The following is a 26,158-nucleotide window of genomic DNA, read 5'->3' as shown; positions in this document are numbered from 1 at the left end:
CAGGACGGCGATATCGCACATCGTCTTGATGATGCTCACTTTTTCCTATTAACGAAGAACGAGGTCGTCAGGGTGCAGACGATGGCACCAGAAGGCGACGCGGAGGCGCCTTCTTAAGCCGACACGCTATTCACTCGACTGACGCAAGGGCGTGAAGCCTATTTGTCGCCGCTGCGGGCTTTCTTGCCTCAAGGTCCTTAGCATCTCTTCATACTCCCGCTCCATTTCGGGGGTGACCGACGGGCGGACTTCCTGTAGCGCCTTGTCGAAGTCTTGTTGGTCAACGGTGGACGCTTCGATGGATCGCCTAAGTGCTATCAATCCAGCACGACGGGTAAGGTCCTCGAGATCTGCACCGGTGAAGCGAACAGTCTTCTCTGCCAGGTCATCGAGATCAACGTCACTGGAAAGCGGCATCTTCTTCGTGTGAATGCCTAGAATTTTGAGCCGCGCCTTCACATCCGGGACCGGAACGTAGACCAGTTCATCGAAGCGGCCCGGCCGTAGAAGCGCGGGATCGAGAAGGTTCGGTCTATTCGTGGCCGCCATCACGACCACACCTTGCATGTCTTCCAGGCCGTCCATTTCAGCGAGCAGCGTATTGACGACGCGTTCTGTTACGGCAGGTTCTCCAAGTCCACCACCTCTTGCGGGTGCCAGTGAGTCAATCTCGTCGATGAAGATGACCGTTGGCGCAACCTGCCTTGCCCGTTCGAACAGGCGTGACACTTGTTGCTCGGACTCGCCATACCACTTGGAAAGGAGATCAGAGGACTTTGTCGCGACGAAGTTTGCCTCGGCTTCGCGGGCCACCGCTTTTGCCAGCAGTGTTTTGCCCGTCCCCGGAGGTCCAAACAAGAGAAACCCTTTCGCCGGCCGAATTCCCATGCGTTTGAACGCCTGGGGTGATCTCAATGGAAGTTCCACCCCTTCGCGCAGCCTCATCTGAGCGTCGTCCAGGCCACCAACGTCCTCCCATCGGACATTTGGGGCTTGTATCATGATCTCGCGCAGGGCGGACGGCTGGATACGTTTCATCGCCGTCATGAAGTCGTCCTGCGATACTGTCAGCTTTTCCAGGACCTCGCTTGGAATCCCTACCTTCAGGTTGACGTCGGGTAACACGCGCCGCAAGGCGTCCATTGCTGCTTCGCGCACGAGAGCTCCCAAATCGGCCCCAACGAACCCGTAGGTGGTTCGTGCAATCTCGTCGAGATCCGTATCTTCGGCGAGTGGCATGCCGCGCGTATGAATGGCCAACACTTCCCGCCGGCCATTCTGATCTGGAACGCCGATGACAATCTCGCGGTCGAAGCGCCCCGGGCGACGAAGTGCCTCATCGATGGCATCCCTTCGATTGGTCGCACCGATCACTACGATGTTCTGGCGGGGCTCCAGGCCGTCCATCAGCGTGAGCAATTGCGCGACTATCCGGCGCTCAACCTCGCCCGTGACCTGCTCCCGTTTAGGTGCAATAGAATCGATTTCGTCGATGAAGATGATGGAAGGAGCATTTTGAGAGGCTTCCTGAAAGACCTGCCTTAGGCGCTCCTCGGATTCGCCGTACCGGCTGCCCATGATTTCGGGGCCAGCGATATGATAGAAGTTTGCTTCCGTCTCGTTTGCAACGGCTCGCGCGAGCAGCGTCTTGCCTGTTCCGGGTGGGCCGTAAAGCAAGACACCCTTTGGCGGATCGATGCCAAGACGCTGGAAGAGTTCGGGATGGCGCAATGGCAGTTCGACCATCTCGCGGACTTGCTCGACGGAGGATCCAAGGCCCCCGATGTCGTCATAGGTAACGTCAGCCCGACGCGCCTCTTTGGGCTCCTCAAACTGTGGACGCAATTCCACGACCGTCTGCTCGTTCATCTGAACAATGCCCCGAGGCTGCGTGGAAACGACAACCAGCCTGATTTCCTGAAGGCCATATGCAGGAAGGTTAAGGAGGCGCGGGTCTTGTACCCTCTGCTGGACAGAGGTCGATACGACATCACCAGCCATCATTGGCCGGTGCAGAAAGGTCCGCTGGAGAGCGTCGCCCGACCCCTGAAGAACAAGGTTCTTTTGGGCTGGCGCAAGAACTACCCTGCTCGCAGGGCGAGCCTCCGCTTTGCGCACCTCGATGTGGTCACCACTCGAGGCCCCGGCGTTCACACGCTGAAGCCCGTCAAGACGAATGATGTTCAGTCCCTCGTCGTCGGAATAGGGGCGCATTGCGATTGCGCCTGTGTGGCGTTTCCCAATAAGCTCGACAAGCTCGCCTTCTCGGATGCCAAGCTTTTGCATTGCAGCGGCCGATAGACGCGCGATACTGGCACCAGCGTCCTGGGGACGCATGTTCGCGACCTGCAGCGTCAAAACTTCATCATCAGATGCAGACATGCCCTCTCCGTCCCAATCTAGAAAAGCTTGTTCGAAACATAGAAGTCGAATGGAGAAGGCAAGCCTCGGCCACTCGGCGTCGCACAGTTTTCGCCCGCTGCCTCATTCATTTCTCCATGCAGGCGAAGAGTCATTAGAGTAGATAGCCCAGCAAAGCGGGGAGCCCAATCATACTTGGGTATAGTCTTGATTGACTGACCATGCTGTCTTGATGTTTGAGAGCCGGGGGCAAACTTCAGCTACGCATTCCACGATCAGCGAGTATTTGGGGTCGTTCACTTCTCAACGGCGAGACTAGGACGTGGACTCGCAAACTGAATTGATCCAAATTCTTGTCGCAACGAGTTTCAGTGCAGCAAGGTAATTGTCAGGGCGGCGGTCGTAGCGCGTGGCCAAGCCCCGCATGTGTTTGATACGATTGAAGAACCTCTCCACTTGATTTCGCTGCCTATAGACCCAGCGACTGAAGCTGAAGCTCTGCTTCCGATTTATCTTTGTTGGAATGTTAGCCCAAGCCTTGCGGCCTTTCACAAACGCTCGGATCGCGTCGGTGTCATAAGCTTTATCTGCAAGTAGCGTCGTGCCTGGTTCGATGTCAGAAATCAGCTTCTCAGCGACCGGAGCATCCGCAGCCTGGCCCGCTGTCAGCTCCATTCGTAACGGTCGGCCATCCGCATCGACCATGGCATGGATTTTGGTCGTCAGGCCGCCGCGCGAACGTCCCATGCAAGGATCGGTAGAGCCCCTTTTTTTGCGTTGGCACCATGCTGGTGAACGCGCACACACGACGAGTCGATCATAACTATATCGCCGTCGTAACGCCTTGATACCGCTTCAAGAAGCCGGTCCCAAACGCCAGCTTTGCGCCAGCGCGAGAATCGATTGTAAAGTGTCGTACGAGGGCCGTAGCGCTCAGGAATATCCCGCCAAGAGCAACCAGTTCTGAAACGCCACAAAATGCCATTGATCACCCGGCGGTCATCAACACGTTTGACACCACGGCTCTTATTCGGCAAAAGTGGTGCGATGATCGCCCACTCTTCATCGCTAAGTTCATGACGGCGCATATCAATCTCCTTCCAAGGACATTGAATCATCATCGTGACTAAAGCGAAACCCTTTTATGGGGACGCGACCTAGTCCGAGACGCGCGGCATAATTGTTCTCCCAGGTTTCGAAGCGACGTGCGTCCGGTCGCAATTCGAAACGATCGCGGGAAACCCAGGGGGCCGCAAAATGATCTATGACAGGTGGCTCCAAGCTGTGAACGAGTTCGCGGCGTACATAGAGGAAGCCAGTCCCCCGTGGACCCCGCAGGAATTTACGGCCCGTCGCAGTGAGGAAATCACAACCCAATTCTTGAACAAGGGTCGGCATCTGTCCGACTGCCTGACAAGCGTCGAGCAAGTATGTAATCCCGCGGCTGCGAGCGATTTTCCCAACGGCCGCAGCCGGATTGCAAAGGCCGCCGTTGGTCGGCACCCAAGTGATCGCAATGAGCTTCACGCGGTGGTCGATCATCCGTTCAAGTGCATCGGGATCAAGCACGCCATCTCGATCGTCCGGGATGACCTCGATAACCGCACCAGTCCGTTTGGCCACCTGAAGGAACGCCACGTAGTTCGCAGCATATTCTGCCCGTGCGGTGAGGATGCGGTCGCCCGGTCGAAAGCCGAGGGAGTAAAATGCCAGTTGCCAGGCAACAGTCGCGTTTTCTGTCAGCGCGATTTCGTCGCGCTGCGAGCCCAGTAGGCGTGCCACGCTGTCGTATACGCCATCAAGTTCCACGGCGGCTTCGCCCGCTGCTTCATACCCGCCTATCTCCGCCTCAAGGGTGAGATGGCCAACTACGGCGTCGAGCACCTGCCGCGGCATCAATCCCGCGCCAGCGTTGTTGAAGTGGACACGATGTGCAACCCCAGGGGTGTCGCCTCTTACCTTTTCAACGTCGATTGCCATCTCGCCCTCGTGGTTCGATCCATTTACGGATGGGCTAGCACCGAACCTGTTCAGGGGCTAGCTCTCCCTGCCCGGTCGGCTTCAGGCTTTTGCTCGCATCCGGCGCAATTGAGAGATGGCGAAGGCGAGGGTATTTGCTGACGCGTTCTCATCTCAACCCATCGGTATCCGCTGGTATGGCGCCAAGCCCCCGTGATCCGGCCACCAAGTTGGTCTAGCTGCTAACGCGAATAATCAATTTGCCAAAGTTCCGTCCCTGCAGGAGGCCAATGAATGCACTTGGTGCGTTCTCGAGCCCGTCGACAATATCTTCGCGGTATTTCAGTTTGCCTGCGGTAATCCACTGCGATGCATCACGGTAGAAGTCTGGGCGTTGGTCTGCGAATTCGCGTTGGATGAAGCCCCGGATTGTCAGACTTTTGCGCAGGATTGTTCGCATGACATTCGTCAACCGATCCGGCTGTTGCGCATCCTCGCCGTTATAATGCGCAATCAGCCCGCAAACGGGGACCCGCGCGAAATCGTTCAGCAGGGGAAACACCGCATCCCAGATCGGACCGCCCACATTCTCGAAATAGACATCAATGCCATCGGGGCAGCTAGCGGAAAGGGCGTGTGCGAAATTGGCGTCCGTGTGGTCGATGACGGCGTCAAAACCGAGCTCGTCGAGTACGAAAGCGCATTTTTCCTTGCCGCCTGCAATCCCGACCGCACGAGCGCCATGGATCCTGGCGATCTGGCCAACCACGGATCCGACCGCTCCGCTCGCTGCTGCAACCACCACGGTCTCTCCCGCCTGTGGCTTGCCAATATTGCGAAGACCGGCGTAGGCGGTAAAGCCCGGCATGCCGAGAACGCCAAGAGCGGTGGAGATGGGCGCTTTCTCGGGGTCAAGTTTCCTCAAGTCGTTGCCATTTGCCACCGCGTGGCTCTGCCAGCCGGAATGAGACAATACGATGTCACCGGGCGCATAGCTTCTGTTGCGGCTTTCCAAGACCCTGGCGACCGTTCCGCCTTCCATGACGTCGCCGATGCCGACAGGAGCAGCATACGACTTGGCGTCATCCATGCGCCCACGCATGTAAGGGTCGAGCGAAAGGAACAAAATTTGTAGCAAGACCTCGCCGTCGGCAATCTCGCGCACCGGTTTCCGATCGATCTGAAAATTTGCTTCGGTCGGCTTGCCGATAGGGCGGGAAGCCAAGGTTACCCTCGTGCTTGTAAAGTTTTCAGTCATCGTGTGCTCCTTGTCGAGTAACGCCCGTTGCTTAGATCGGTGATAGTCTTTCTGGCCGACGACCTCAGCCCAAGGTCATGTGGATGCCGTGGTGGAGCGACATTTCACGGATGTGGTATCGGGTCAGCGCGGACAGGCGTTCTACCACACAAACCAAATTAGTAGATTATTTCTCAGCATTTCCTCCTTGCCACTCTACGATGAAGCACCTGGCCGAAGGCTAAAAGATATCACCTCGGCCAGAATGAATCCGTTTCCAAGATTACTGGAATACACAATATGAGCGATACCAGGAAATTGCATCTCGGCGCCTTCATGCGACCCGTAAGCCTTCATACCGGAGCCTGGCGCTATCCCGGGGCGTACGCGGATGCCAATTTCAATTTTGCGCACCTGAAATCGTTCGCGCAGAAACTCGAGGCGGCAAAGTTTGATGCTTTTTTCATGGCTGATCACCTTGCCGTGCTCAACATGCCGGTCGAGGCTTTGCGTCGCAGCCACACTGTGACATCATTCGAACCATTCACGTTGCTTTCGGCGCTTGCTGCCGTGACGGAGCGGATCGGTCTCGTTGCCACCGCGTCGACGACCTTTGATCAGCCCTATCATATTGCCCGTCGATTCGCCTCGCTCGATCACATCAGCGGTGGCCGGGCTGGCTGGAACATCGTGACGACGGCAAACCCTGACGCGGCCCTGAATTTCGGCTTCGACGACATGGTGGAGCACGAAGAGCGCTATAGTCGTGCGCGGGAATTCTTTGATGTGGTTACCGGCCTCTGGGACAGTTTTGCTGATGACGCCTTCATTCGTGATGTTGATAGCGGCATCTTCTTCGATCCCGACAGGATGCACGTCCTCAACCACAAGGGGCGGGAACTGAGTGTGCGCGGACCTCTCAACATCGCCCGCCCGCCGCAGGGTTGGCCGGTGATCGTGCAGGCTGGCCAGTCCGAGCCGGGCAGGCAGCTTGCCGCAGAAACCGCTGAGGTCGTTTTCTGCTCGCCCCGAGATCTTAGTGCAGGAAAGGCACTCTATGCCGATATCAAGGGACGCCTCGAAGCTGTCGGGCGTGGGCGCGACACCCTGAAGATCCTGCCAGCAGCCTTTATAGTTATTGGCGATACCGTGGAGGAAGCGCGCCAGAAGCGCCTGATGCTTGATAGCCTCGTGCACTACGATAGCGCCATTGCATCTCTTTCCATCGCGCTTGGCCATGATGCATCCGGTTTTGATCCCGACGCTCCGCTTCCTCCGATACCCGAAACAAATGCGAGCAAGACGGGGCGTGCTCAGGTCCTCAAGCTTGCGGAAGAGGAGGGCCTAAGTGTTCGGCAGCTAGCGCAGCGTTATGGCGGCTATGCTGGTCTGTCGTTTGTCGGGACAGTGGGAACGATCGCCGACGAGATGGAAGCGTGGGTCAGCCAGGACGGCTCTGATGGCTTCAACATCGTCTTCCCATATTTGCCGAGTGGTCTTGATGACGTGGTTGGTCGCCTTGTGCCCGAACTCCAGCGTCGCGGTCTTTTCAGGAAAGAGTACGAGGGCACGACTCTGCGCGACCATCTCGGGCTTGCGCGCCCAGAAAACAAATTCTTTCCCTCAAAGTGATGCTCAGTACTGCCGGTGACCTCTGGCGACAGGGCGAAACTTTACGAACTATGGCGAAAAGAAGTCAAAAATTCTACCAGGAGGCCGTGCAAGGGCGAGCGGTTCCTCGCGACGGCTTCGATGTGCCGGTAGGTTCCATGCATCATCGGTAACCGGAGACTTGCATGAACCGCCTCTTCATCCTTGGGACCGCGCTCGCGGCGCTTTTCGTGACCCCAGCCCTGGCACAGCAGGCTACGAAACTGTTGAACGCCTCGTACGACGTTTCGCGTGAGCTTTTTGCTGCCGAAAACGAGGCTTTCATCAAGCAACACCCAGGCGTGACGATAGACCAGTCGCACGCCGGCACGTCGAAGCAGGCGCGCTCGATTGTGGAGGGGCTTGAAGCTGACGTTGTAACCTTTAACCAATCCACCGACATCGATTTCCTGGCCAAGAACGGCTTTGTCGCCGAAGACTGGACCAAGAAATTCCCGAACAACGCCTCTCCTTTTTATTCTTTCCCGTCCTTCCTCGTGCGGGCCGGAAACCCGAAAAACGTCAAGGACTGGGGCGATCTCGCTCGCGATGACGTTCATGCCGTTTTCCCGAACCCGAAGACGTCGGGAAATGCTCGTTACACCTATCTGGCCGCCTATGCCTGGGCAAAAGAGGCTTACAAGGGTGACCAGGAAAAGATTGAGGGCTACATCAAGAAGATCTTCGACAACGTGCCGGTTTTTGACACCGGAGGCCGGGCCTCGACGACCACTTTTGTCGAGCGGGAAACCGGCGATGTTCTGATCACCTTCGAAGCCGAAACCCGCGGCATCGTCAAGCAGTATGGTGCAGACAAGGTCGAAAGTGTCATTCCGTCGGTTAGCCTCCTGGCGGAATTCCCCGTCGCGGTCGTCGACAAAGTTGCCAAGAAGCATGGCAGCGAAGAACTCGCAAAGTCCTACCTGGACTTCCTCTACTCTGAGGAGGGTCAGCGTATTGCTGCCCAGTTTGGTAATCGCGTGAACAATGAGAAAGTCGCTGGCGAGTTCAAGAGCGAGTTTCCACCGATCCGCCTTGTCAGTGTCGACGAGACTTTCGGTGGCTGGACAAAGATCCAGAAGGAACACTTTGCATCCGGCGGCACGCTCGACAAGCTCTACGGCAATCGATAAGCGACAAAGCCAACCGATCGCCTTCATATTACCCGGCGGGCAACGATCCGCCGGGTTTTTCCGTGATAGAGGAACGAACCTTTGAGACGCAAAGTCCTGCCCGGATTACGCCTGTCGCTTGGCGTGACGCTGCTTTATGTTGGCGTTATCGTGGTCTTGCCGCTCGCCGCGCTTGTTCTCAAAGCAGCGAGCCTAGGCCCGTTCGATTACTGGCAGATCATTTCTTCCCCGCGGGCGCTTGCAAGCTATCGCGTAACGGTTCTTTCGGCTCTTGTTGCGACGATTTTCAACCTCTTCTTCGGTTTGGCAGTCGCTTGGGTTCTGGTGCGCTATCGGTTCCCTGGCAGACGTCTCGTCGATGCTATGGTCGATTTGCCCTTTGCTTTGCCGACCGCTGTTGCTGGCATTTCGTTGACGGCACTCTTTGCGAGCAATGGCTGGTTCGGCTCGATCTTTTCCCATTTGGGCATCAAGGTTGCCTACACGCCGCTTGGTATCATGATCGCCATGTGCTTCACGTCGCTACCGTTCATCGTGCGCACTGTACAACCTGTTCTTGAAGACCTTGATCCAGCTTTGGAGGAGGCAGCGCAGTCTCTCGGGGGATCGGACTGGCATGTCTTCCAGAAGATCATCCTGCCACTGTTGGCGCCGGCTCTGCTTGCCGGGCTGTCATTGTCCTTTGCGCGGTGCCTTGGCGAATTCGGAGCAATCATTTTCATCGCAGGCAACCAGCCGCTTTCGACGGAGATCACTGCGCTGCTGATATTCATCCGCCTGGAGGAATACGACTATGCATCGGCTGCAGCTATCGCCTCCGTATTGCTTTTGACCGCCTTCGTCATGCTCTTCTTTACCAACTGGCTGCAGTCACGGGCGCTGCGTTACACCGTGAGAGGTTGAACATGGTCACCGCATTGAAACGACGCAAGCCGCCGCGCGTCGGCGATGGTCCGCTTTTCCGCCGGACCCTGATCGGCGTCGTGCTCCTCCTCGGAGCCCTGCTGATCCTGGCGCCTTTGCTGATCATCGGCGTAGAGGCCTTTTCGCGAGGCTGGAACGTCTATCGCGACACACTCATGCATCCCGATACACGCCGCGCGATCGGTTTGACGGTTTTTACGGCGCTGGTCGCCGTTCCCGTCAACACTGCCTTCGGCATAGCGGCTGCATGGACGCTGACCAAGTTCGATTTTCGGGGCAAGCGCCTCCTGCTCGTTGTGATCGAGATACCGTTCTCAGTCTCTCCAATCGTCGCTGGTGTCGCCTATCTCTTTGTCTACGGACTTCAAGGGATTTTTGGTCCCACACTCGATGCATGGAACATCAAGATCCTGTTTGCCGTACCCGGCATTATCCTTGCATCAATGTTCGTGACCGCGCCCTTTGTCGCCCGCGAACTCATACCGTTGATGCAGTCTCAGGGCCGGGATCTTGAAGAAGCGGCAACGTCGCTCGGGGCTTCCGGTTGGCGTACTTTCTTTTCGGTGACCTTGCCCAACGTCAAGTGGGCGCTGCTTTACGGCGTCGTTCTGTGCAATGCGCGTGTGATGGGCGAGTTTGGCGCGGTTTCCGTCGTCTCGGGCAATATTCGCGGCGAGACCAACACACTGCCGCTGCACATCGAGCTGCTCTATCATGATTATCAGGCGGCCGGGGCCTTCGCGTCCGCTTCTATTCTGGCGCTCATTGCCGTCTTTACCATCATCGCCAAAGCGGCACTAGAACGTCGGGGCGCGGGCCGGGTCCGCGCGCCGTCACCCGTCGATCCCGCAGGAAAAACCGCATGAGAATCCACCTCGACCACGTAGTCAAAACCTTTGAGACCTTTCGCGCCGTCAGGGATGTGTCGCTTGATATTGAAAGCGGTGAGCTCGTTGCACTACTTGGCCCTTCCGGTTCTGGAAAGACGACGATTTTACGGATGGTGGCCGGCCTCGAGTATGCCGACGATGGACACATCTTTTTTGGTGACCAGGACGCCACGGACATCCCCGTACGTGATCGTGGCGTTGGCTTCGTGTTTCAGCACTATGCATTGTTTCCGCATATGACCGTCGCCGAAAACATTGCCTTTGGCATGAAGGTGTCGCGGGTCAAACGCGACAAGGCGGCAATCGATGCACGTGTCGAAGAACTCCTCAGGCTCGTTCGACTTGAAGGGCTCGGTCAGCGGTTTCCAGCACAGATATCAGGCGGTCAGCGGCAGCGAGTGGCCCTTGCACGGGCGCTTGCAGTCGATCCAAAAGTATTGCTTCTCGACGAGCCCTTCGGTGCACTCGATGCCAATGTCCGCCGCGAGCTGAGGCGTTGGTTGCGGGAGATCCATTCGGAGCTCGGGATTACAACGCTTTTCGTAACCCATGATCAGGAGGAGGCGCTCGATCTCGCCGACCGTGTGGTGATCTTGAAGGACGGCCAGATCGTCCAACAGGGGACGCCTGAGGACGTCTGCCGCAATCCAAAGTCGGCCTTTGTCATGAAGTTTCTCGGTGACACCAACGTGTTGTCGGCGACTGTCGTGAACGGCGAAGCACATACCGGTGGCGCCACGATCGCCGCCCCCGGCCTGGCCGACGGAAAGGCCGAGATCCATGCCCGCCCCGGCGATCTTGATTGGTCCGCGAGCGGACCTGGGATTGCGGCAACGGTCAGTCGCGTGCTTGATCGTCCGGGTGGCCGACGGCTTATGGCCACTGCGCAGACGGGCGAGGCGCTGGAGCTGGATGTCGAACCGGAACGCGAGGCCCGCGCAGGCGACAGCGGCTACGTGACCGTGCGCCGGGCGAAAGTTTTCTTGTCCTGAACTGAAGCCTTTTTCGAGAGAACTCTAGCGCTGCAGAAGCGGGAGCAACGTATCGCCCTGCCGTCTGATTTCGGCCAGGTAGGGCGTATCGGAGAGCACGAAATGCGTGATCCCAAGCGCCTCGTACTTCTTCAGCGATCGGGCCACGTCTTCTGCCGACCCAACAAGCCAGGTGGTTCCGGCGCCGCCGCCGCCATACCTGCCGGGTGCTGTATAGAGGTTGTCATCCAGAACGTCGCCGCGTTCATTCAGGTTGAACAGGCGTTGCTGTCCGACAGCGACGGTACGATGGTGATCCTGCCATTTGCCGGCTTGACCCTTGGCCATGGCTTCAACTTTTGCTTCGGCGTCGGCCCATGCCTGTTCAGTCGTCTCCCGTACCAGGGTGGTGATCCGTAAACCGAACTCCAGTGGAGGGAGGTCTCGATCGAGCTTCGAGCTCAGGGCCTTCAGATGCTCAATACGCTCTTCTACACCGTCGAGGGGCTCGCCCCAGAAGAGCTGTACGTCAGCTTCCGTGGCGGCGACTTGCGCAGCAGCCTCGGAGGCGCCTCCAAAATAAACCTTCGGATGGCCTCGCTCTCCCTTTCCATTGATCCTCGGCTGCACCGTGGAAGCCGCGACCTTGAAATGGGCGCCGGAAAAGGTGACGTCCTCTTCGGTCCAAAGCCGCCGGACCAGACGCATGAATTCCTTGGTGCGGGCATAACGGTGAGCCTGGTCACCTTCGCTGTCGCCATAGGCGGCAAGGTTATCCTGACCGGAAACGATGTTGATGCGGACACGCCCGCCCGTGAGATCATCCAAGGTCGCTGCGGCCGAGGCAAAGTTGGCAGGGCGCCAGTAGCCCGGCCTTATCGCAACAAGAGGCTCGAAGGTTTTCGTGCGTGCAGCAAGCGCCGCGGCGATCGTGAAGGTATCGGGTCGTCCCCAGCCGGTGCCAATCAATGCGCCTTTCCAGCCATGATCCTCCAACGCTCTTGCCTGTTCCGTCAGGCTCTCGAGGCTGTTGTGATTTTCGTCACCTGTGTCGCCACGATGGCCTGCCTTGATATCATTGGGAATGTACCAGAGGAATTCGGAAGGGGTGCTCATGCTAACTGCCTGCGTATCAATGGATTCTTAGGATGTGGAATGCTGCGCGGGGTTTGATCTATTTCAGCGCGAAGCCGAGCGGCCGAGCGACCTTGTTAAGCACATGGCGTCCTTCAAGCGACTGGACGGTGCCCACGTTTCCGCGGCGGCCGATTGCGTCCTCTCTGTCTCCTTCTTCTCCGCGCGGGCAAGACCGGCTGTCAGAACATTGCCCGCTGGAGCGTCGGCTTTCCAACCACAATAGTTTCCAGAAACAGGTCGAAATAGAATATAATTTCTATAGATAATAACTGTTTCGATTAGCCTAATCGCTCCTTCACTGGGAGACTGATCGATATGGGCACCATTGCCAGACAGCTGAAGCTCGGCGCCTTTCTTTACCCGACGGGCCATCACGTCGCTGCATGGCGCCATCCCGAAGCCCAGGCAGATGCTGGCTCCAACTTCGAGCACTATGTCGAATTGGCGCGGCTTGCCGAGGCGGCAAAGTTTGATTTGATCTTCCTCGCGGATGGCGTCGGCACGCGAGGCACGGATACTGAGGCTCTTAGTCGGACGGCAACGCGATACGTCGCACAGTTTGAGCCCATCACGCTGCTCTCTGCCCTTGCTGCGGTGACGAAACACATCGGATTCGTTGCGACTGCGTCGACCTCCTACAACGAACCCTATCATATCGCCCGGAAGTTCGCCTCCCTCGATCATATCAGCGGCGGCCGGGCAGGGTGGAACCTTGTGACCTCGTCGAGCGAACACGAAGCCCATAACTTCGGGCGAGACGAACATTTCGCACATTCCGAGCGCTACGAGCGGGCCGAAGAGTTCGCCAATGTCGTACTGGGGCTTTGGGATACTTGGGAAGAGGATGCGTTTCCTCGAGATAAGGAAAGCGGCATCTTCTATGACCCTGACAAGCAGCACATCCTCAATCACGCAGGAAAATTCTTTAAGGTTCGCGGACCACTGAATGTTGCTCGCGCCCCGCAGGGACACCCGGTGCTCGTCCAGGCAGGTTCGTCGGAACCTGGTAAGGAACTTGCCGCCCGCACAGCTGAAGTGGTGTTCACGGCCCACCAGACATTCGACGATGCGCGCACCTTCTACGCCGACTTGAAGGGCAGGCTTGCAAAATATGGCCGCAACGGCGACGCGCTGAAGATCATGCCCGGGATATTCCCGGTGGTTGGCAGGACGCTTGCGGAAGCAGAAGAAAAATTCGAGCAAATCCAGGAACTCATCCACCCTGTGGTCGGGCTCTCGCTGTTGAACGGCATGGCGGGGGGTGCCGATCTTTCGCAATACCCGCTCGATGGGCCGATCCCCGACGTGCCTGAGACCAATGCGAGCAAGAGCCGCCAACGGTTGCTTGTCGATCTGGCCAGGCGCGAGAACCTGACCATTCGTCAGCTCTACCTTCGTATTGCCGGAGCGCGTGGACACCGCCAGATCGTTGGAACCCCAGCCCAGGTCGTGGACGAAATGCAGCATTGGTTTACTGGCGGGGCCGCCGACGGCTTCAATGTGATGCCGCCGCATCTTCCGCTAGGCCTTCGCGACTTCGTCGATCTCGTCATTCCCGAGTTGCGCCGACGGAAGCTTTTCCGCAGCGAATACGAGGGACGCACGCTCCGCGAAAACCTCGGCCTTGGGATCCCGCAGCATCCTGCCACCCGGCAGCTTGCTGCAGAATAGGAGTTGGAAATGACTTTATCGCATCTTCAGGTCGACCACGTCACTCGTAACTTCAAGATTGAAGCCGATACGCTGACAGCGCTGGACGACGTCAGCCTTGATGTCGCCAAGGGTGAGTTCGTTACCATTGTCGGCGCCAGCGGCTGCGGCAAGTCGACCCTGCTGCGGCTGCTTGCCGGGCTCGATGTTGCGAGCTCAGGTACGATCCGCCATGCAGGAGACACGGTCGCACAGCCCAGTCTCGAGCGCGGCATCGTCTTTCAGGAGCCGCGCCTGTTTCCGTGGCTAACCGTGGAGCAGAACGTTGCTCTCGGCCTTTTGAACAGCAGGTTGCCAAAGGCACGCAAGACGGAGCTCGTTCGCGAGCATCTTGAGCTTGTTGGCCTTGGTGGATTTGGTGGTGTCTATCCGCATCAGCTTTCAGGCGGCATGGCACAGCGCGCTGGCATTGCCCGTGGTCTCGTCAGCCGTCCCAATGTTCTCCTGCTCGATGAACCTTTTGGCGCACTCGATGCGATCACAAAGGCCGACTGCAGGACGAATTGCAGGAAATCTGGGCCAAGGAGCATGTGACGATGGTGCTCGTCACCCACGATGTCGAGGAGGCCGTCTACCTCGGTGACCGCGTTGTGGTGATGTCGCCGCGCCCGGGTCGGATCCGGGAGATAGTGCCCGTCAAACTTTCGCGTCCTCGCCGGCGTACCTCGAGCGAGATCGTCAACATCCGCGACCGTGTCCTTAAGAGCCTTCACGGGACGGGCGAGCAGACACAGCCGTCGTCCGTTGCATCGCTCCAGTCGCCTGAGTGGGATCGCCCGCAGCCTGCAGTCGCGATTGCGCATTAGTTTTCATAAACGGAGAATTCCCATGATACCTGGTATCATCACCCGCCTGGCCGCCGGCCTGGCGCTTCTCGTCGCAGCCGGATCCTTTCCTGCGAAGGCTGAAGAGCCCTTGGTCATCCATGTCGGCTACGCGGCGATTGGCGTTGACAACCGTCCCTATTCGGAAGGGACGTCTGCTGCGACCGCACGGGCAGGCGAATTTCTCGAGAAGGAGTTCGCCAGCGATCCCAACATCAAGATCGAATGGACCTTCTTCAAGGGTGCAGGCCCAGCCGTGAATGAGGGTTTCGCAAACGACCAGCTCGACTTCGCCTACCAGGGCGACTTGCCGTCATTGATCGGCCGGGCGACGGGTCTGAAGACCAAGTACCTGTTGGCGAGCGGTGCTCGTAAGCCGCTTTATCTCGCTGTCGCCAAGGATTCGGGGATCAAGTCGATCGAGGATCTGAAGGGACGAAAGATCGCGCTTCAACGCGGGACGAACGGTCATCTAGCGGCAATCAAGGTTCTCGAGGCACATGGTCTGAAGGAGAGAGACGTTCAAGTTGTCAACCTTGATAGCGCTGGTACCGTTGCTGCACTGACCAGCAAGGACATCGACGCCGCTTTCGGCGACACACAGCTGATCAATCTGGCAGCCAAGGGGGCGGCAGACGTTATCTACACGACGAAGGGGGATGATCCGCGCTTTGGTCGTAACGCCGGCATCATCGGCCGCCAGGCCTTCATCGATGCACATCCTGAGATTACACAGCGGGTGGTGGATGCCTTCGTCAAAGCCGCCAAGTGGTCATCGGATGAGCCCAATAGGGCTGACCTGTTCGAGCTTTGGCACAAGTCCGGCACGGCCATTCCGATCCTCGAGGAATATTTCAAGGGCGACGCGCTAGCTTATCGCAACTCACCGCTGATCGATGACCTGCTCGTCTCGCAGTACAAGGAACAAGCCATCAAGAGTAAGGAATTCGGGCTGATCCGGCGCGATGTAGACCTGGAGGGATGGTTTGATCCAACATACCTCAACAGTGCAATCGAGCGCCTCGGCCTGAAGAACTTCTGGCAGGGATACGGTGCAGACGGCAAGCCTGTCGCCTCCTGACGGTCTCAAGGGAAGAGCAGCCATGGCAATCAGTGTCGAACTCGGCGCGCGGTCACGCCTTACAGCAATGCGAAGCAGTGTCCTTGAGTGGGTGGCAAAGGGGGATGCGCTGCTTCTTCCCATTTTTCTCATGGCGCTTTGGTGGGTCGCTTCAACGCAGGGATGGCTTCCGCAGCAAATCCTTCCGTCGCCAGCTTATGTTCTCGACACCGGGCGAGACATGATGTCGACGGGCGAGTTGTTCTATCATGCGGGCGTCAGCCTGCGCCGCGTTGTCTTCGGCTTTGCCATCGGTGCCACGCTCGGCATGATGGTTGGTGTCGCTATGGGCCTGTCAAATAGGGTCGAGGATTATGTCAAACCGCTCTTCCTCGCCTTTGCACAGATACCGACCCTCGGCTGGATCCCGTTGCTCATGCTCCTCGTCGGGATCGAGGAAACGCTGAAGATCATTATTATCGCCAAGGGCGCTCTGGTTCCCGTAACACTCAACACCTTTTCCGGCATACGTAACGTCCCGGTGAAATACCTCGAAGTCAGCAGGGCGCTCCGCTTCAGCAGATGGCAGACCCTGCGGCTCGTCATTCTGCCAAGTGCGGTGCCCTCGATCTTCACTGGGGTACGCTACGGTCTCACTCACGCGTGGACGTCGCTTGTTGGTGTAGAACTTCTCGCTTCCTCCGAAGGCCTTGGGTACTTGCTCGTCTGGGGCCGACAGATGTTCTGGCTAGATACTGTCATCATCGCGATGATCGTGATCGGCGTCATTGGCTTTGGCATGGACAAGGGTCTGAACGCCGCCGAGGTGCTGATCCAGCGCTGGAAGAAGAAGGAAGAGGAGTAGACCTTGTCATCACCATCCTCGCAGCTTGTTCGCCTTCGTCGCGGCATGACCTTGCCGGTCTTGCTGCTCATCGCTTGGGAGGTCTCCAGTCGGCTCGGACTCGTCGATATCCGATTTCTGCCGCCGATCGAGGAGGTCGTTCTGACGGCGAAGCGGGAGATCATCGACAACGCGCTTGTCCGACAGTTGGCGGCCAGCCTGTTGCGAAATGTGGCAGGCTTTCTCATTGGTTCCGTTCTCGGTATTGCAGCCGGCACGCTGCTGTCCGTGAGCGGAGTTATGGATCGGCTCGCTATGCCGACATTCAACGGCTTGAAACAGATCTCGCTTCTTGCCTGGATCCCGTTGATCTCCGTGTGGTTCGGCTTTGGTGAGCAGGCCAAGGTTGTGTTCGTGGCGCTGGCCGCGTTCATTCCGATCACGCTCAATACCTATGACGGTATCAAGGACGCCCCAAAAGACTTGATCGAAGTCGGTCGCGCATTGCGCTTCCGGCCATGGCAGCGGATCATAAAGATCTACCTCCCATCCGCCCTGCCGTCGATTGCGACTGGCGTTCACCTCGGTCTTATCTACTCCTGGCTTGCGACGGTTGGTGCGGAATATTTTCTCGCCGTTGGTCCAGGCATTGGCGGCCTCGTCATTGCCGGCCGCGAGCGCTTCGACATGGCGCTTGTCATGGTCGGCGTGATCATTCTCGGCCTGGTCGGGTTCTTGCTAAATAGGCTCGCAGGAAGCGTTGAGGCCAGATTGCTCCGCTGGCGTGAATGAGGTGGTTGCCGTGATTTTCTCGCAGCGGGGTAAAGTGAGTTGTAGTTCAACGGCACGTTGGTAACGAGCCCTATCTGTACTTTCGCTCGCTTCCACTCAATGTCACGTGAACGCCGGCCCTGGCCCGTAGCCCCTTTGATCTCGTCGATTGACAGCGGGAATCCGTTTGGTTTGTGCGCAAGCAAGACCTGCAAATCCCGCCAGCAATCAGTGGGCTGCTCCGCCGTCAGTTGCACCCGTCCGCAGGGCAACAACACAAGCCTGATCGTGCCGCCAGGCTGGATTCCTGAGAACAGCTAAAAAGGTGACCCAGTCTCCAGCGGTCACCGTGAGTGTTGTCACTGGGGTAAGCTACTGTTCCTCCTTCATTATAAAGCCCGCTTAGTGTCATCTTCGTTGACCCACACCAAGACGATTACCTTCTCCCTTTCGTGATGTCGAAAGACAGCGAATTGGTGTAGGCACTTGCGGATTTGGAAAGCAACTGCCACCAGCTCGTAGTTGCTGCCTAATTCCGCATAATGCGGGTTAATCTACTTTAACGGACTTCATTTTATTTGCCCGGACTACATCCGCGAGCTTCTTGCGTATCTCAAGAAAGAAGTCCTTTGGAACCATCCCGTAGTCGCAACGGGCGTTGTCGTGAGGAAGGGGCGCCAGCCGGTCCGAGGGCCATTCGAATCGATTGACCTCAGATACTCGGACGTAGTTGGCTTCTTCGTCCAATCCCATGGCCATACAGATGTCCTCTGGAATTAGAATAGACGCGTCTTCGTCCCCGATTTCAGGAAACGAATGGGTGATAGGAACCACTGTGACCATACCTGACTCGTTTGAAGCGAGCACAATTGCGCAAGGTCGATCTTTCCTGAAGTGATCTTGATACCAAGTGTAGCCAAAACGGATCACAAGACCGGGAACAGGGTCGGGGAGCTTCACCTAGAGATCACGCCATACTGTGCGTTTTCGATCTCAGCCAAAAGGTCATCTCCAATCTCGCCCGCATGAAGAACTTGGACTTCTCGACTTTTCAGTCTATTGAAGTGTTCGAGTTCCTTTGGGCTAATGTAGGCCCCTACCACGCGGTCGTGCGAAGTGACCTCGATCACACCAGCTTCGTAAACCTGGTCGCGAATTTTTCCAAATTGGCGGGAAAAAGCGCTGGCGGGAACTTGAAGTGCATGTGCCATGTGCTTGTCTCCTTTAATTGAATACGCAAAATACGTAATTTGCGCAAAATGTCAAGCTGAAATCGATATTGCCGGACGACGAGTGCCATGGGATTGCGACGATCCTGTGCGTTTGGGTAACTCAGAGTCTGGTGGCAGTTGCTTCCTAATCGCAGACATTTACCGCGAAACCAGTTTTCTCTTCGCCACCAGATGTGTCGCCTTGCCGGAACTTTGAATCTGTTGGATCGAACGGGACGTCGATAACGCCATCGTTACGGCTAGAACCTTAAGAGGATAATGAAGTGGACAAATGCGTCGCCACACGATTTGTCACCTCAGCGCATCGCGCGTGGATCTGCTAAGCCGTTGCAGTTTGGACGACAGCGCGACATGTTGAAAGGACTTCCTCCCATGGGCAGGAAGCCGCCTTTTCAATCTCCAATGCGAATTGTTCATCGCCGAGAGCCGCCCGAATTGCGGTTTGGATCTTCTCAAAATCCGCGTCGTCGGTGGGCTCAAACTGGACACCAAGGCGAGCCAGGCGCGCCTTGACGGCACCAACCAGCGCGGTCGCACCGAGCCAATCCTCCCTGGCTGCAAGCACGCCGCTTACCGCAGCTGTCGCCAAGTTTATTACCATTGGATAGTCATATCGCTCACCGACTGCCAAGGCGTCGCCTGCGAGTTTCGCAGCTTCCTTCCATTCCCCCCTATGCAATCTGAAGTGCGCCAGGTTCTGCAGCAGATGACCGGGCCAGTAAGTGTCGCCAAGGCTTTCGAGGAGCGCGAGGGCCTCGTGATAGTGAACCTCAGCACCAGCCTCGTCGCCTCCTATGCGAGTTCCCTCGCCAATTGCAATGAGAGAAAGCGCCGTCCCATAATCGTCGCCAATCGATCTGGATAGCTCAAGGGATTCTCCTATAAGCATTCCTCCAGCCTCGGGATCCTCCACCGTGGCCATGGCGATCCCGGCAATTATCCCTGCGCGTGCTGTTCCTTCTCTATCCTCCATTTCGGAGTAAAGTTGGTGGCTCTCCGCGCCGTACTGGAGCGAGGTTATCGGATCGCCGCCCATATACCGGATCAACGCGGCCGAGTTTAGGATCCTTGCCAACGCGTGCTTTTCAAGCGGGCGCGCATGCGCCAGCGCCTTCTCCGACCAGGTGAGAGCTTCTGCAAATTGCCCTCGCGAGATCCAAAGCCATGTGAGTGCGTCAATTAACTCTGCAGAGCCTTCGGCGCTCGGCTGCTTCATTTGCCAGTCCATCGCGACGCGAACGTTGCCGACCTCCTGCATCATGTGCTCAACGACGTCGCGTTGATTGAACCGTGTCACATTTGGTGCCGCGGACCGCGCCAAAGCGGTAAAGTGAGCGGCGTGTCGGCTGCACATTTCCTCGTACTCGCCCGACTTTTTCAGCTTTTCGAGAGCAAAGTCGCGCACCGTATCCATCATGTTGAGGCGGGCATGGCCAAGCGCCGTTGTCTTGAACAACAAGCTCTTATCCAGGAGCGCTTCGAGCTCATCCACAACGTCGTGTTCTCGGTCAAAAAGGGACGCGATAGCTTCAAGATCGAAACCGTCGTTAAAGATAGCCGAGACGTAAAAGACGCGACGCTGACTTTCCGTCAGAAGGTGATCACTCCACCCGACAACCAGGCGAATACTGCGGTGCCTGGGATCCACATCCCGGGCCTTGTGCTGCAGGTCCTGTGCTCTCGTCTTGAGGCGTTTCTCCAGCTCCGGAAGGCTGAGGAGCCCTACGTGCGAGGCGGCTAGCTCGAGCGCCAGGGGCAGCCCGTCCAGCCTCCGGCATATCCGTGAGATCAACTCCGTCGTGACGTCATCGAATTCAAACTCAGGACGTTGACGCCGGATGAAGTCTCCAAAGAGCTGTACGGACGGGTTTTCTCGAAGTTCGTCGATCTCTGTCTCATTGCCGGGGGTGGGAAGTGGGGCGACGAAATACTCCGTCTCAAAGCGAAGCTTGAGAGGCTCGCGACTGGTAACCATCACAGTGACGGCTGGGCACCTTGTGAGGAGGGTATTGATGACCGACGCGCCCTCGATGAGATGCTCGAAAGTATCGAGGATGAGGAGCACTTCCGCGTCGCCAAGCGCATTGCATACCGCATCTATTGCCGAAATCCCGGGGACCTCATGGATCCCGACTGCCTTGCAGATCTCAGACCCGATAAGGTCTGGAATATGGGTTGCGTTGAGCTGGACGAAAAACACCCCCCGTGAAAAAGCGGCGAGAGTGGATCTGGCAGCGTGGATCGCCAAGCTTGTCTTTCCGACGCCACCCGGTCCCGTCAACGTGATAAGTCGGTTTCCTTTTTTCTCGATGGTGCGCCGGAGCTCGTTCAATTGGAGCTCTCGACCGTAGAGGCGGATGACTTCAAGTGGAAGATTTGTTCTGTTAACTCCGATCGAGGAGATTGGTGCAAAGTCATTTCGCAAACCGGGTACCACAAGATCAAAGAGGGCCTCGGGGTATCGAAGGTCCTTCAGTCGGTGAAATCCGAGATCGCGTATCGCAACTTCATCCTGGCTAAGTCGCGGGGAGATTTCATCGCGAACCGAGTTGGAAATGACGATCTGACCGCCATGGGCCACGGATGCAATTCGTGCCGCGCGGTGGACCTCGATTCCGGTGACTGTCGTATCGTGCCTCCTCACGGATCCCGCGTGCAGACCCATCCGAACCAACGGCTTGCACCCTTCAATCCAATCCTCCTTCACCAACGCAAATTGAGCGTCAATTGCGGCCTGAACAGCCGGTGTAGAGGCTGGAAAGAGAGCGAAGACCGAGTCGCCAACAACGTTGATTTCCTCGCCACCGTGAGAGTGTATTGCGTTTCGAAGCAACTGGTTGTGTCGGAGCAGCATCTGGTCGTAGACATCAGGGTAACTATCGACCAGCTTGGTCGAGCCTTCGATGTCGGTAAACAGCATGCAGACATTGTCGTTCGATGACTGGCTTGCTTCCTCTAAGCGGAATGCCATCTTAAGCCCTCCTGCGATCGATTTACCCCGCCCGATGGAAACAGAAATGTCCTTCGCAAGCATCTGACGGCCGCAACCTGATTGCGAAGATCATCTAATCGTATGGAGAGGCTTTCACTGCGGACTTCGCTAGCGAGCAGTTCCCTCCACGAGCCAAAGCCATGGGCACCTGCCAACTGTGCCTCAGCCTCATTAAAGTCGCTTGGATCGGGGCGGAGCTGGCAGCGCTTGGCTTTCGAAACAGCCCTTTCGAATATGTCGAACCTCATCAACTCTGCCTCCAACTCGCCTGCTGCGTCAACAGCGTTCCAGGTCGTGGAGGGTGTTGTCGACAATCTCTCAAGTGACCCGTCGGTCTCCTCGCGCAGGAATTTTCTTGCTCTACCGGACAGCCATAACCACTCGACGAACGTCGCTTCTATCTGCTCTCGTCTTGCGCCATATGACAGACTGTCACCGCGCCGCTCCCTTCCGTCGCCCAGGAGGCCAAACAGATAGGTTGCGCGCGATGGCGTGCGAGAGGAGACTGATTTGCCCATCGCCGCGACGTAATTGGCGGCAAGGACCGCATCAGTTCGCTTTACGTCCACGTTGCGAAGGAAGCTGAAAGCTTCTGGAGACACATGGCTACCTGCTTCCTTGACCACACGCGACCAGCTGCGTTGCGTAAAATGCAGCAGTTGAGCTGCCGCGGTGATTTTTTCTGCGTCGGTCGTCGCAATTAAGCCCAGTCGATTTGCCCTGCGTGCCGCAATACGCACATTGACCAACGGCTCTGTAAGCGGGGGGAATGGCCGTTCGCCATGGTATTGGACGGCGACTTCATCTTCGCTGGAAATCAGACGTGTCCGGAAAAGTCGATATATGAGGCCAACGCCGCGCATGCCTGCCGGCGAGCAGTCAGCCGCCCTCAAGGCGCCCATGCTGGAAGCACCAATCAGAACGGCTCCGTCCGAGACGACGTCGACAACCTCTCGTGGCGAAATGGCAAGGACGCCACCGAATGCTCCGTCGAGGATCAGAAAGTGCGTATGCTTCAGGATGCGGTAGGCATAGAGATCACCACGTTGTGCCGGAGGACGTATGATTGCGTCTGGCAAAATTGCCAGAATGTCCGAGGCAGGTGCGCTCGGACCGAGGAAAACAACAGGTGGCATCTTGCTCGCGTCCATGGTCACACCAGATGCCTTGCGCTTCGCCATCCCACTCGCCGGGAATCTATTGCGAAGACTGACAGGCCAGGCACTCTTACTCTCACGACGGGTACGCCGAACGACTTGCGGGTCAGATCTATGACAATGGCCTGTTGAACGCCGACGGCCTGAAGCCGCTCTATGATGAATTCAATCTCTGCCTCCCGGTCCGACAGCGCCATCTCGGGAACCTCTGAAAAGTCACAGAGCGTTAACAGTTCATCGGAGTTATCTCGTTGCCCACCGGACAGCAGCGGAACCTGATTGTAGGAATCGCGTGACCCCTGAATGAAGCCTAGCCGGGACTGGAAGGCCTCAAGGATCGCATGCGTTGCTGCAGCCGCTGCCTTCAAGTCAACACCCCATCCCTCCGTAACGAATTGCATTGGGCCGGACGCCGACGGGAATGCATGGTCAAGCAGCCTGCAAGAGATGACCGGGATCTGGAGGTCGGTCGTCAAATCTTCCAGCGTAACTTCAAGACCCGCAGCTGCAGCCCTATCCACGAGCAGCCTGGGACCGGGCGGCAGCGAAGTGAGGTCAATCCTGCGCGCAAGGGAGCGGTTGACTGGTTCAAGTTCAAAGCGGCGATAAAACAGATACTGGCTGACAGCATCGCGCTCGATAGTCTCCAGAAGTCCGCTTCGAAGGGCCTGGCCGTAGGTGAACCCTGCCGCAAGGCCGTTGGTATCAACCTGATCGAGAACGTGTTCCACCGCTGGCGACCGCGCCAGATCGGCGAGGATCCAGATCGGGCGATTGGCGATCAGATCCCAGCCTTCTACCCAATCAAAAGGGCAGTCCGGCCGATAACAGGTCGTCTCAGGAAGATCAAAACACCAGGGATCGGCGACCTCGGTGCCGGCGGAAATCAAATCAGAGTAAGTAAATTTCTGTGGTTCGCGGTCCAATACCTCTGCAGAAACCCTCTCCAACGCTTCCATGACGGCGCCGATGTGAGCCGTTTGCTTGTCCATTCCTTTACCCAAATGGGTCGTCAGGTCCTTTGCCATCGGCGTCACCGACGTAAAAACGGGAATACCCAACACGTCGAGCGCGGTGATATCCGCGACCCGCGTGACCGGAATCTGGTCCAGGATCAGATTGCCGAATAGGCCGTCAACCACCCCTTGGTGATCGTCGCTCCTGTGTTGATCGCGCCGGTACAAGGGCCACCGTTCGAGGCGGCTGAGCGCCACCACAATCCTGCCTCAGAAGCCACAAATAACAGAGTGGTCCTTGTTAAGGTAAATGTGCGATCCGGTTCGTTGACTTATATTCGTCAGAACTTTGATTTCATCGTCGCTAAGGTTTGCGATAGCATCGCGTACCGGAGTTGGAAGAAAAGATTCCTCGATATCCGGAATGACATTTGATTTCTTTAGCTGGTTAAAGTTCGTCTGGAAGTCTGGCATGTTACCCTCCTCGGATGCCGACCTAAACTCTTCTATCCCTGCCTAAAAGTTCAAACGCGACAATACGAATGCGCTGAGCAATATTGATAGTAAGAGCCAACATCTCATTTTGTCCAGTTTAATCGTCACCAAAAAAACGACCATAATCTGATCGACGGTTTTATGTACTTTACAGCTTGAGAACGATTGGAACTAAGTCTACCTTGCCACGTCGATATGAAGCTCGGCGAACGGAGCTGCTATGGATAATATTCAAAACAGAGCTAACAGTGGTTTGGTGCGAGGGCGAATTGAACTTTGCCTTCCAACGCTTGATGCAGCGTTCAAAGAACTCTGGCAACTGAAGCCAGAACGGGAAGTCACGGCAGCATTTCTCGTGTTGTTGCACCAGATTATGCGCGCCTCTGTTCCATTGATGGAGTTCGCAGCAGAAAGGTGCGATGATCTGGCGGCGACCGACAGGTTGGCTGCTCCGCTTGCGCAATACTACAGGCATCACATCTCCGAAGAAATGAATCACGATGTTTGGGGACTGGAAGATCTGGCGAGCGCCGGGTTTCGTCCCGACCGCGTACTCTCTGTCATTCCGCCGGCCGACGTGGCCAGGCTTGTGGGTAGCCAGTACTATTGGATCCGGCATCATCACCCGTTGATGCTTCTGGGGTACATTGCCGTTCTCGAGGCCTTTCCCCCTGCAGATAGCAAAATCGATGAGCTGCGTGACCGGTCGGGGTTGCCAGAATCGGCCTTCCGAACCTTGAGAGTTCACGGGGATTTGGATCCGACCCACAGTGCTGAAATTGACGACACCTTCGACATGCTGCCCCTCGACCAGAGGCATCTTGAGATGGTTGGTCTCAGTGTCATTCATAGCTGCGAAACGCTTGCAGCCTGCGTGAGATCCTTGAGACCTTTGACGTAAAACTGCCTTTCATGAAACGTCGCCGCCAGGTCTGTCCATTGGGGATGCCTTATTAGGGGACGGCCTTGATGTGACCACGCATGTTAGGGTGAAAGCGACAGTAATATTCCACCGTGTCCTCGACTGTGACGAGATGTGACGCCGTGTGACCGGCGGGAATAGTGGCCTCCCAGCCACCCTTTACGGTGGCTGTATGGTCAAACGGATCTTTGTTCGTCCACTCGATGGTCTCGCCAATCTGCGCCTCAACGGTGGCTGGAGCGAAGGCGAGATTTTCGATGGTGACATGTATCGTGCCGTTATGCCCTCGCGCGAGCGACCCGCCCGCGACGAGGGCTATTCCCGTCAGAAGGAACCTCCGCCGATCAATCGGGTCCGAGATCATTTCAGTTCCATCGCGACGTGCTCGGCGTGCTGCTGATGACCCTGGAACAGCTTCAAGCCTGTTTCGAGCAGGCCTTTAAGTTCCTTGTTCTCGGCTGATGGAATAAGCAATGTCTGAAGAGCACCGTTGACCTGCTTATGATAGGCAACCTCATTGTCGATGTAAGCCTTGTCGAATGCAGGCCCGTCGAGCTTGCTGAGTTCGGCTTGTTTCTCCTTGGCGGCCTTGGTGAGGGCCTGGCTTGTTGGATTGTCTTCTGGTGAGACGTTCAGCGTCTTGACGAGGGCGAGAGCCTTTTCATTCACCGCCTCATGGTCCTTTTCCATCGATTTGGCGAACGACGCCACATCCTTGTTCTTCGTTTTCGAAAGCGCCAGCTTGGCAGCGTCCACATCAATCGCGCCGGCTGTATAGGCGATGTGGGCGACCTGCGGGTCAGTCGGCTTGTCGGCGGCCGAGGACTGGCCAGCTGCGAAAAGCAGGCAGGCGGCAGCGACACAGGAAACAAAGCTTTTCATCGGGATCTCCTTTTTGGCGCGGCGAGATTGTCGGCGCCTCTTCAATGAACG

Annotated in this window: 20 protein-coding genes and 3 pseudogenes; 11 read left to right on the top strand and 12 right to left on the bottom strand. The window is 57.0% G+C overall.

What is annotated here, in order from left to right; all coding sequences use genetic code 11:
* Positions 1–126: 126 nt before the first annotated feature.
* The 4 genes and pseudogenes from JNB88_RS13615 to JNB88_RS13600 form a co-directional block, all read right to left on the bottom strand.
* Entirely contained in the window at positions 127–2,382 is a 2,256-nt protein-coding gene (locus JNB88_RS13615) for a CDC48 family AAA ATPase (protein ID WP_220355907.1), read from the bottom strand.
* Between the two features lie 294 nt (positions 2,383–2,676).
* A pseudogene (locus JNB88_RS13610) lies at positions 2,677–3,449 on the bottom strand (IS5 family transposase).
* A gap of 67 nt (positions 3,450–3,516) precedes the next feature.
* Positions 3,517–4,341, bottom strand: a pseudogene (locus JNB88_RS13605) (aminotransferase class V-fold PLP-dependent enzyme); the annotation flags it as partial.
* Between the two features lie 214 nt (positions 4,342–4,555).
* The gene (locus JNB88_RS13600; RefSeq protein WP_220355906.1) at positions 4,556–5,578 is read right to left on the bottom strand and encodes an NADP-dependent oxidoreductase; all 1,023 of its coding nucleotides are present in this window, start codon (positions 5,576–5,578) and stop codon (positions 4,556–4,558) included.
* 279 nt (positions 5,579–5,857) lie between these two features.
* On the opposite strand from JNB88_RS13600, the gene JNB88_RS13595 reads away from it, so the two are divergent.
* From JNB88_RS13595 to JNB88_RS13575, 5 genes are all read left to right on the top strand, one after another.
* Complete coding sequence (locus JNB88_RS13595) at positions 5,858–7,189, top strand: LLM class flavin-dependent oxidoreductase (RefSeq protein ID WP_220355905.1); 1,332 nt, start codon at positions 5,858–5,860, stop codon at positions 7,187–7,189.
* A gap of 164 nt (positions 7,190–7,353) precedes the next feature.
* The gene (locus JNB88_RS13590) at positions 7,354–8,340 is read left to right on the top strand and encodes a sulfate ABC transporter substrate-binding protein (protein ID WP_220355904.1); all 987 of its coding nucleotides are present in this window, start codon (positions 7,354–7,356) and stop codon (positions 8,338–8,340) included.
* An 81-nt stretch (positions 8,341–8,421) separates the two neighbouring features.
* Positions 8,422–9,243 carry a sulfate ABC transporter permease subunit CysT gene (gene cysT / locus JNB88_RS13585; RefSeq protein ID WP_220355903.1) on the top strand — a complete coding sequence of 274 codons (822 nt, stop codon included), beginning with the start codon at positions 8,422–8,424 and terminating at the stop codon, positions 9,241–9,243.
* 2 nt (positions 9,244–9,245) lie between these two features.
* Complete coding sequence (cysW, locus tag JNB88_RS13580) at positions 9,246–10,130, top strand: sulfate ABC transporter permease subunit CysW (protein ID WP_220355902.1); 885 nt, start codon at positions 9,246–9,248, stop codon at positions 10,128–10,130.
* The gene (locus JNB88_RS13575) at positions 10,127–11,146 is read left to right on the top strand and encodes a sulfate/molybdate ABC transporter ATP-binding protein (protein ID WP_220355901.1); all 1,020 of its coding nucleotides are present in this window, start codon (positions 10,127–10,129) and stop codon (positions 11,144–11,146) included. The genes cysW and JNB88_RS13575 overlap by 4 nt, the downstream gene beginning before the upstream one ends.
* Before the next feature lie 24 nt (positions 11,147–11,170).
* On the opposite strand, the gene JNB88_RS13570 is transcribed toward JNB88_RS13575, so the two are convergent.
* Positions 11,171–12,241 carry an LLM class flavin-dependent oxidoreductase gene (locus JNB88_RS13570; protein ID WP_220355900.1) on the bottom strand — a complete coding sequence of 357 codons (1,071 nt, stop codon included), beginning with the start codon at positions 12,239–12,241 and terminating at the stop codon, positions 11,171–11,173.
* A gap of 336 nt (positions 12,242–12,577) precedes the next feature.
* On the opposite strand from JNB88_RS13570, the gene JNB88_RS13565 reads away from it, so the two are divergent.
* The 5 genes and pseudogenes from JNB88_RS13565 (at position 12,578) to JNB88_RS13545 (ending at position 17,492) form a co-directional block, all read left to right on the top strand.
* Entirely contained in the window at positions 12,578–13,933 is a 1,356-nt protein-coding gene (locus JNB88_RS13565) for an LLM class flavin-dependent oxidoreductase (protein ID WP_220355899.1), read from the top strand.
* 9 nt (positions 13,934–13,942) lie between these two features.
* Positions 13,943–14,778 (top strand): annotated as a pseudogene (locus JNB88_RS13560) (ABC transporter ATP-binding protein).
* 22 nt (positions 14,779–14,800) lie between these two features.
* Positions 14,801–15,877 (top strand): ABC transporter substrate-binding protein, encoded by a 1,077-nt coding sequence (locus JNB88_RS13555; protein ID WP_220355898.1) that lies wholly within the window; start codon positions 14,801–14,803, stop codon positions 15,875–15,877.
* A 67-nt stretch (positions 15,878–15,944) separates the two neighbouring features.
* The gene (locus JNB88_RS13550) at positions 15,945–16,721 is read left to right on the top strand and encodes an ABC transporter permease (RefSeq protein WP_223217208.1); all 777 of its coding nucleotides are present in this window, start codon (positions 15,945–15,947) and stop codon (positions 16,719–16,721) included.
* Positions 16,722–16,766: 45 nt separating this feature from the next.
* Positions 16,767–17,492 carry an ABC transporter permease gene (locus tag JNB88_RS13545; RefSeq protein WP_220356081.1) on the top strand — a complete coding sequence of 242 codons (726 nt, stop codon included), beginning with the start codon at positions 16,767–16,769 and terminating at the stop codon, positions 17,490–17,492.
* A 528-nt stretch (positions 17,493–18,020) separates the two neighbouring features.
* Here the strand turns inward: JNB88_RS13545 and JNB88_RS13540 are convergent.
* The 5 genes from JNB88_RS13540 to JNB88_RS13520 all read right to left on the bottom strand — a co-directional run bounded on the left by JNB88_RS13540 (position 18,021) and on the right by JNB88_RS13520 (position 23,994).
* Positions 18,021–18,314, bottom strand: a complete 294-nt coding sequence (locus JNB88_RS13540) for a hypothetical protein (RefSeq protein ID WP_222858019.1) — start codon at positions 18,312–18,314, stop codon at positions 18,021–18,023.
* 113 nt (positions 18,315–18,427) lie between these two features.
* Positions 18,428–18,682, bottom strand: coding sequence for a hypothetical protein (locus JNB88_RS13535; protein WP_220355896.1), 255 nt, complete (start codon positions 18,680–18,682; stop codon positions 18,428–18,430).
* A 340-nt stretch (positions 18,683–19,022) separates the two neighbouring features.
* Positions 19,023–21,674 (bottom strand): ATP-binding protein, encoded by a 2,652-nt coding sequence (locus JNB88_RS13530; RefSeq protein ID WP_220355895.1) that lies wholly within the window; start codon positions 21,672–21,674, stop codon positions 19,023–19,025.
* Complete coding sequence (locus JNB88_RS13525; RefSeq protein ID WP_223217183.1) at positions 21,659–22,876, bottom strand: TfuA-like protein; 1,218 nt, start codon at positions 22,874–22,876, stop codon at positions 21,659–21,661. The genes JNB88_RS13530 and JNB88_RS13525 overlap by 16 nt, the downstream gene beginning before the upstream one ends.
* Complete coding sequence (locus tag JNB88_RS13520) at positions 22,849–23,994, bottom strand: YcaO-like family protein (RefSeq protein WP_338110990.1); 1,146 nt, start codon at positions 23,992–23,994, stop codon at positions 22,849–22,851. Before JNB88_RS13520 ends, JNB88_RS13525 begins: the two co-directional genes overlap by 28 nt.
* Positions 23,995–24,523: 529 nt before the next feature.
* Between JNB88_RS13520 and JNB88_RS13515 the strand changes: the two genes are divergently transcribed.
* Entirely contained in the window at positions 24,524–25,204 is a 681-nt protein-coding gene (locus tag JNB88_RS13515; protein ID WP_220355894.1) for an iron-containing redox enzyme family protein, read from the top strand.
* Positions 25,205–25,256: 52 nt separating this feature from the next.
* Here JNB88_RS13515 and JNB88_RS13510 read toward each other — a convergent pair whose 3' ends face one another.
* Together JNB88_RS13510 and JNB88_RS13505 are read right to left on the bottom strand one after the other, a co-directional pair.
* Entirely contained in the window at positions 25,257–25,589 is a 333-nt protein-coding gene (locus JNB88_RS13510) for a cupredoxin domain-containing protein (protein ID WP_220355893.1), read from the bottom strand.
* Complete coding sequence (locus tag JNB88_RS13505; RefSeq protein ID WP_220355892.1) at positions 25,586–26,107, bottom strand: DUF4142 domain-containing protein; 522 nt, start codon at positions 26,105–26,107, stop codon at positions 25,586–25,588. The genes JNB88_RS13510 and JNB88_RS13505 overlap by 4 nt, the downstream gene beginning before the upstream one ends.
* Between the last annotated feature and the right edge of the window lie 51 nt (positions 26,108–26,158).

Source organism: Rhizobium cauense (genome assembly GCF_019511525.1).
Taxonomy (GTDB): Bacteria; Pseudomonadota; Alphaproteobacteria; order Rhizobiales; family Rhizobiaceae; genus Rhizobium; species Rhizobium cauense.
Note: the sequence above shows the minus strand (reverse complement) of the source record. Positions and strands in the feature narration are given on the sequence as shown.

Coding starts and splice junctions, on each gene's coding strand:
- JNB88_RS13615 (WP_220355907.1), bottom strand. CDS start 2,382: ATGTCTGCATCTGATGATGAAGTTTTGACGCTGCAGGTCGCGAACATG.
- JNB88_RS13525 (WP_223217183.1), bottom strand. CDS start 22,876: ATGGCGAAGCGCAAGGCATCTGGTGTGACCATGGACGCGAGCAAGATG.
- JNB88_RS13570 (WP_220355900.1), bottom strand. CDS start 12,241: ATGAGCACCCCTTCCGAATTCCTCTGGTACATTCCCAATGATATCAAG.
- JNB88_RS13600 (WP_220355906.1), bottom strand. CDS start 5,578: ATGACTGAAAACTTTACAAGCACGAGGGTAACCTTGGCTTCCCGCCCT.
- JNB88_RS13535 (WP_220355896.1), bottom strand. CDS start 18,682: ATGGCACATGCACTTCAAGTTCCCGCCAGCGCTTTTTCCCGCCAATTT.
- JNB88_RS13540 (WP_222858019.1), bottom strand. CDS start 18,314: ATGGTCACAGTGGTTCCTATCACCCATTCGTTTCCTGAAATCGGGGAC.
- JNB88_RS13575 (WP_220355901.1), top strand. CDS start 10,127: ATGAGAATCCACCTCGACCACGTAGTCAAAACCTTTGAGACCTTTCGC.
- JNB88_RS13595 (WP_220355905.1), top strand. CDS start 5,858: ATGAGCGATACCAGGAAATTGCATCTCGGCGCCTTCATGCGACCCGTA.
- JNB88_RS13555 (WP_220355898.1), top strand. CDS start 14,801: ATGATACCTGGTATCATCACCCGCCTGGCCGCCGGCCTGGCGCTTCTC.
- JNB88_RS13550 (WP_223217208.1), top strand. CDS start 15,945: ATGCGAAGCAGTGTCCTTGAGTGGGTGGCAAAGGGGGATGCGCTGCTT.
- JNB88_RS13515 (WP_220355894.1), top strand. CDS start 24,524: ATGGATAATATTCAAAACAGAGCTAACAGTGGTTTGGTGCGAGGGCGA.
- JNB88_RS13545 (WP_220356081.1), top strand. CDS start 16,767: ATGACCTTGCCGGTCTTGCTGCTCATCGCTTGGGAGGTCTCCAGTCGG.
- JNB88_RS13590 (WP_220355904.1), top strand. CDS start 7,354: ATGAACCGCCTCTTCATCCTTGGGACCGCGCTCGCGGCGCTTTTCGTG.
- JNB88_RS13505 (WP_220355892.1), bottom strand. CDS start 26,107: ATGAAAAGCTTTGTTTCCTGTGTCGCTGCCGCCTGCCTGCTTTTCGCA.
- JNB88_RS13565 (WP_220355899.1), top strand. CDS start 12,578: ATGGGCACCATTGCCAGACAGCTGAAGCTCGGCGCCTTTCTTTACCCG.
- JNB88_RS13530 (WP_220355895.1), bottom strand. CDS start 21,674: ATGGCATTCCGCTTAGAGGAAGCAAGCCAGTCATCGAACGACAATGTC.
- JNB88_RS13510 (WP_220355893.1), bottom strand. CDS start 25,589: ATGATCTCGGACCCGATTGATCGGCGGAGGTTCCTTCTGACGGGAATA.
- cysW (WP_220355902.1), top strand. CDS start 9,246: ATGGTCACCGCATTGAAACGACGCAAGCCGCCGCGCGTCGGCGATGGT.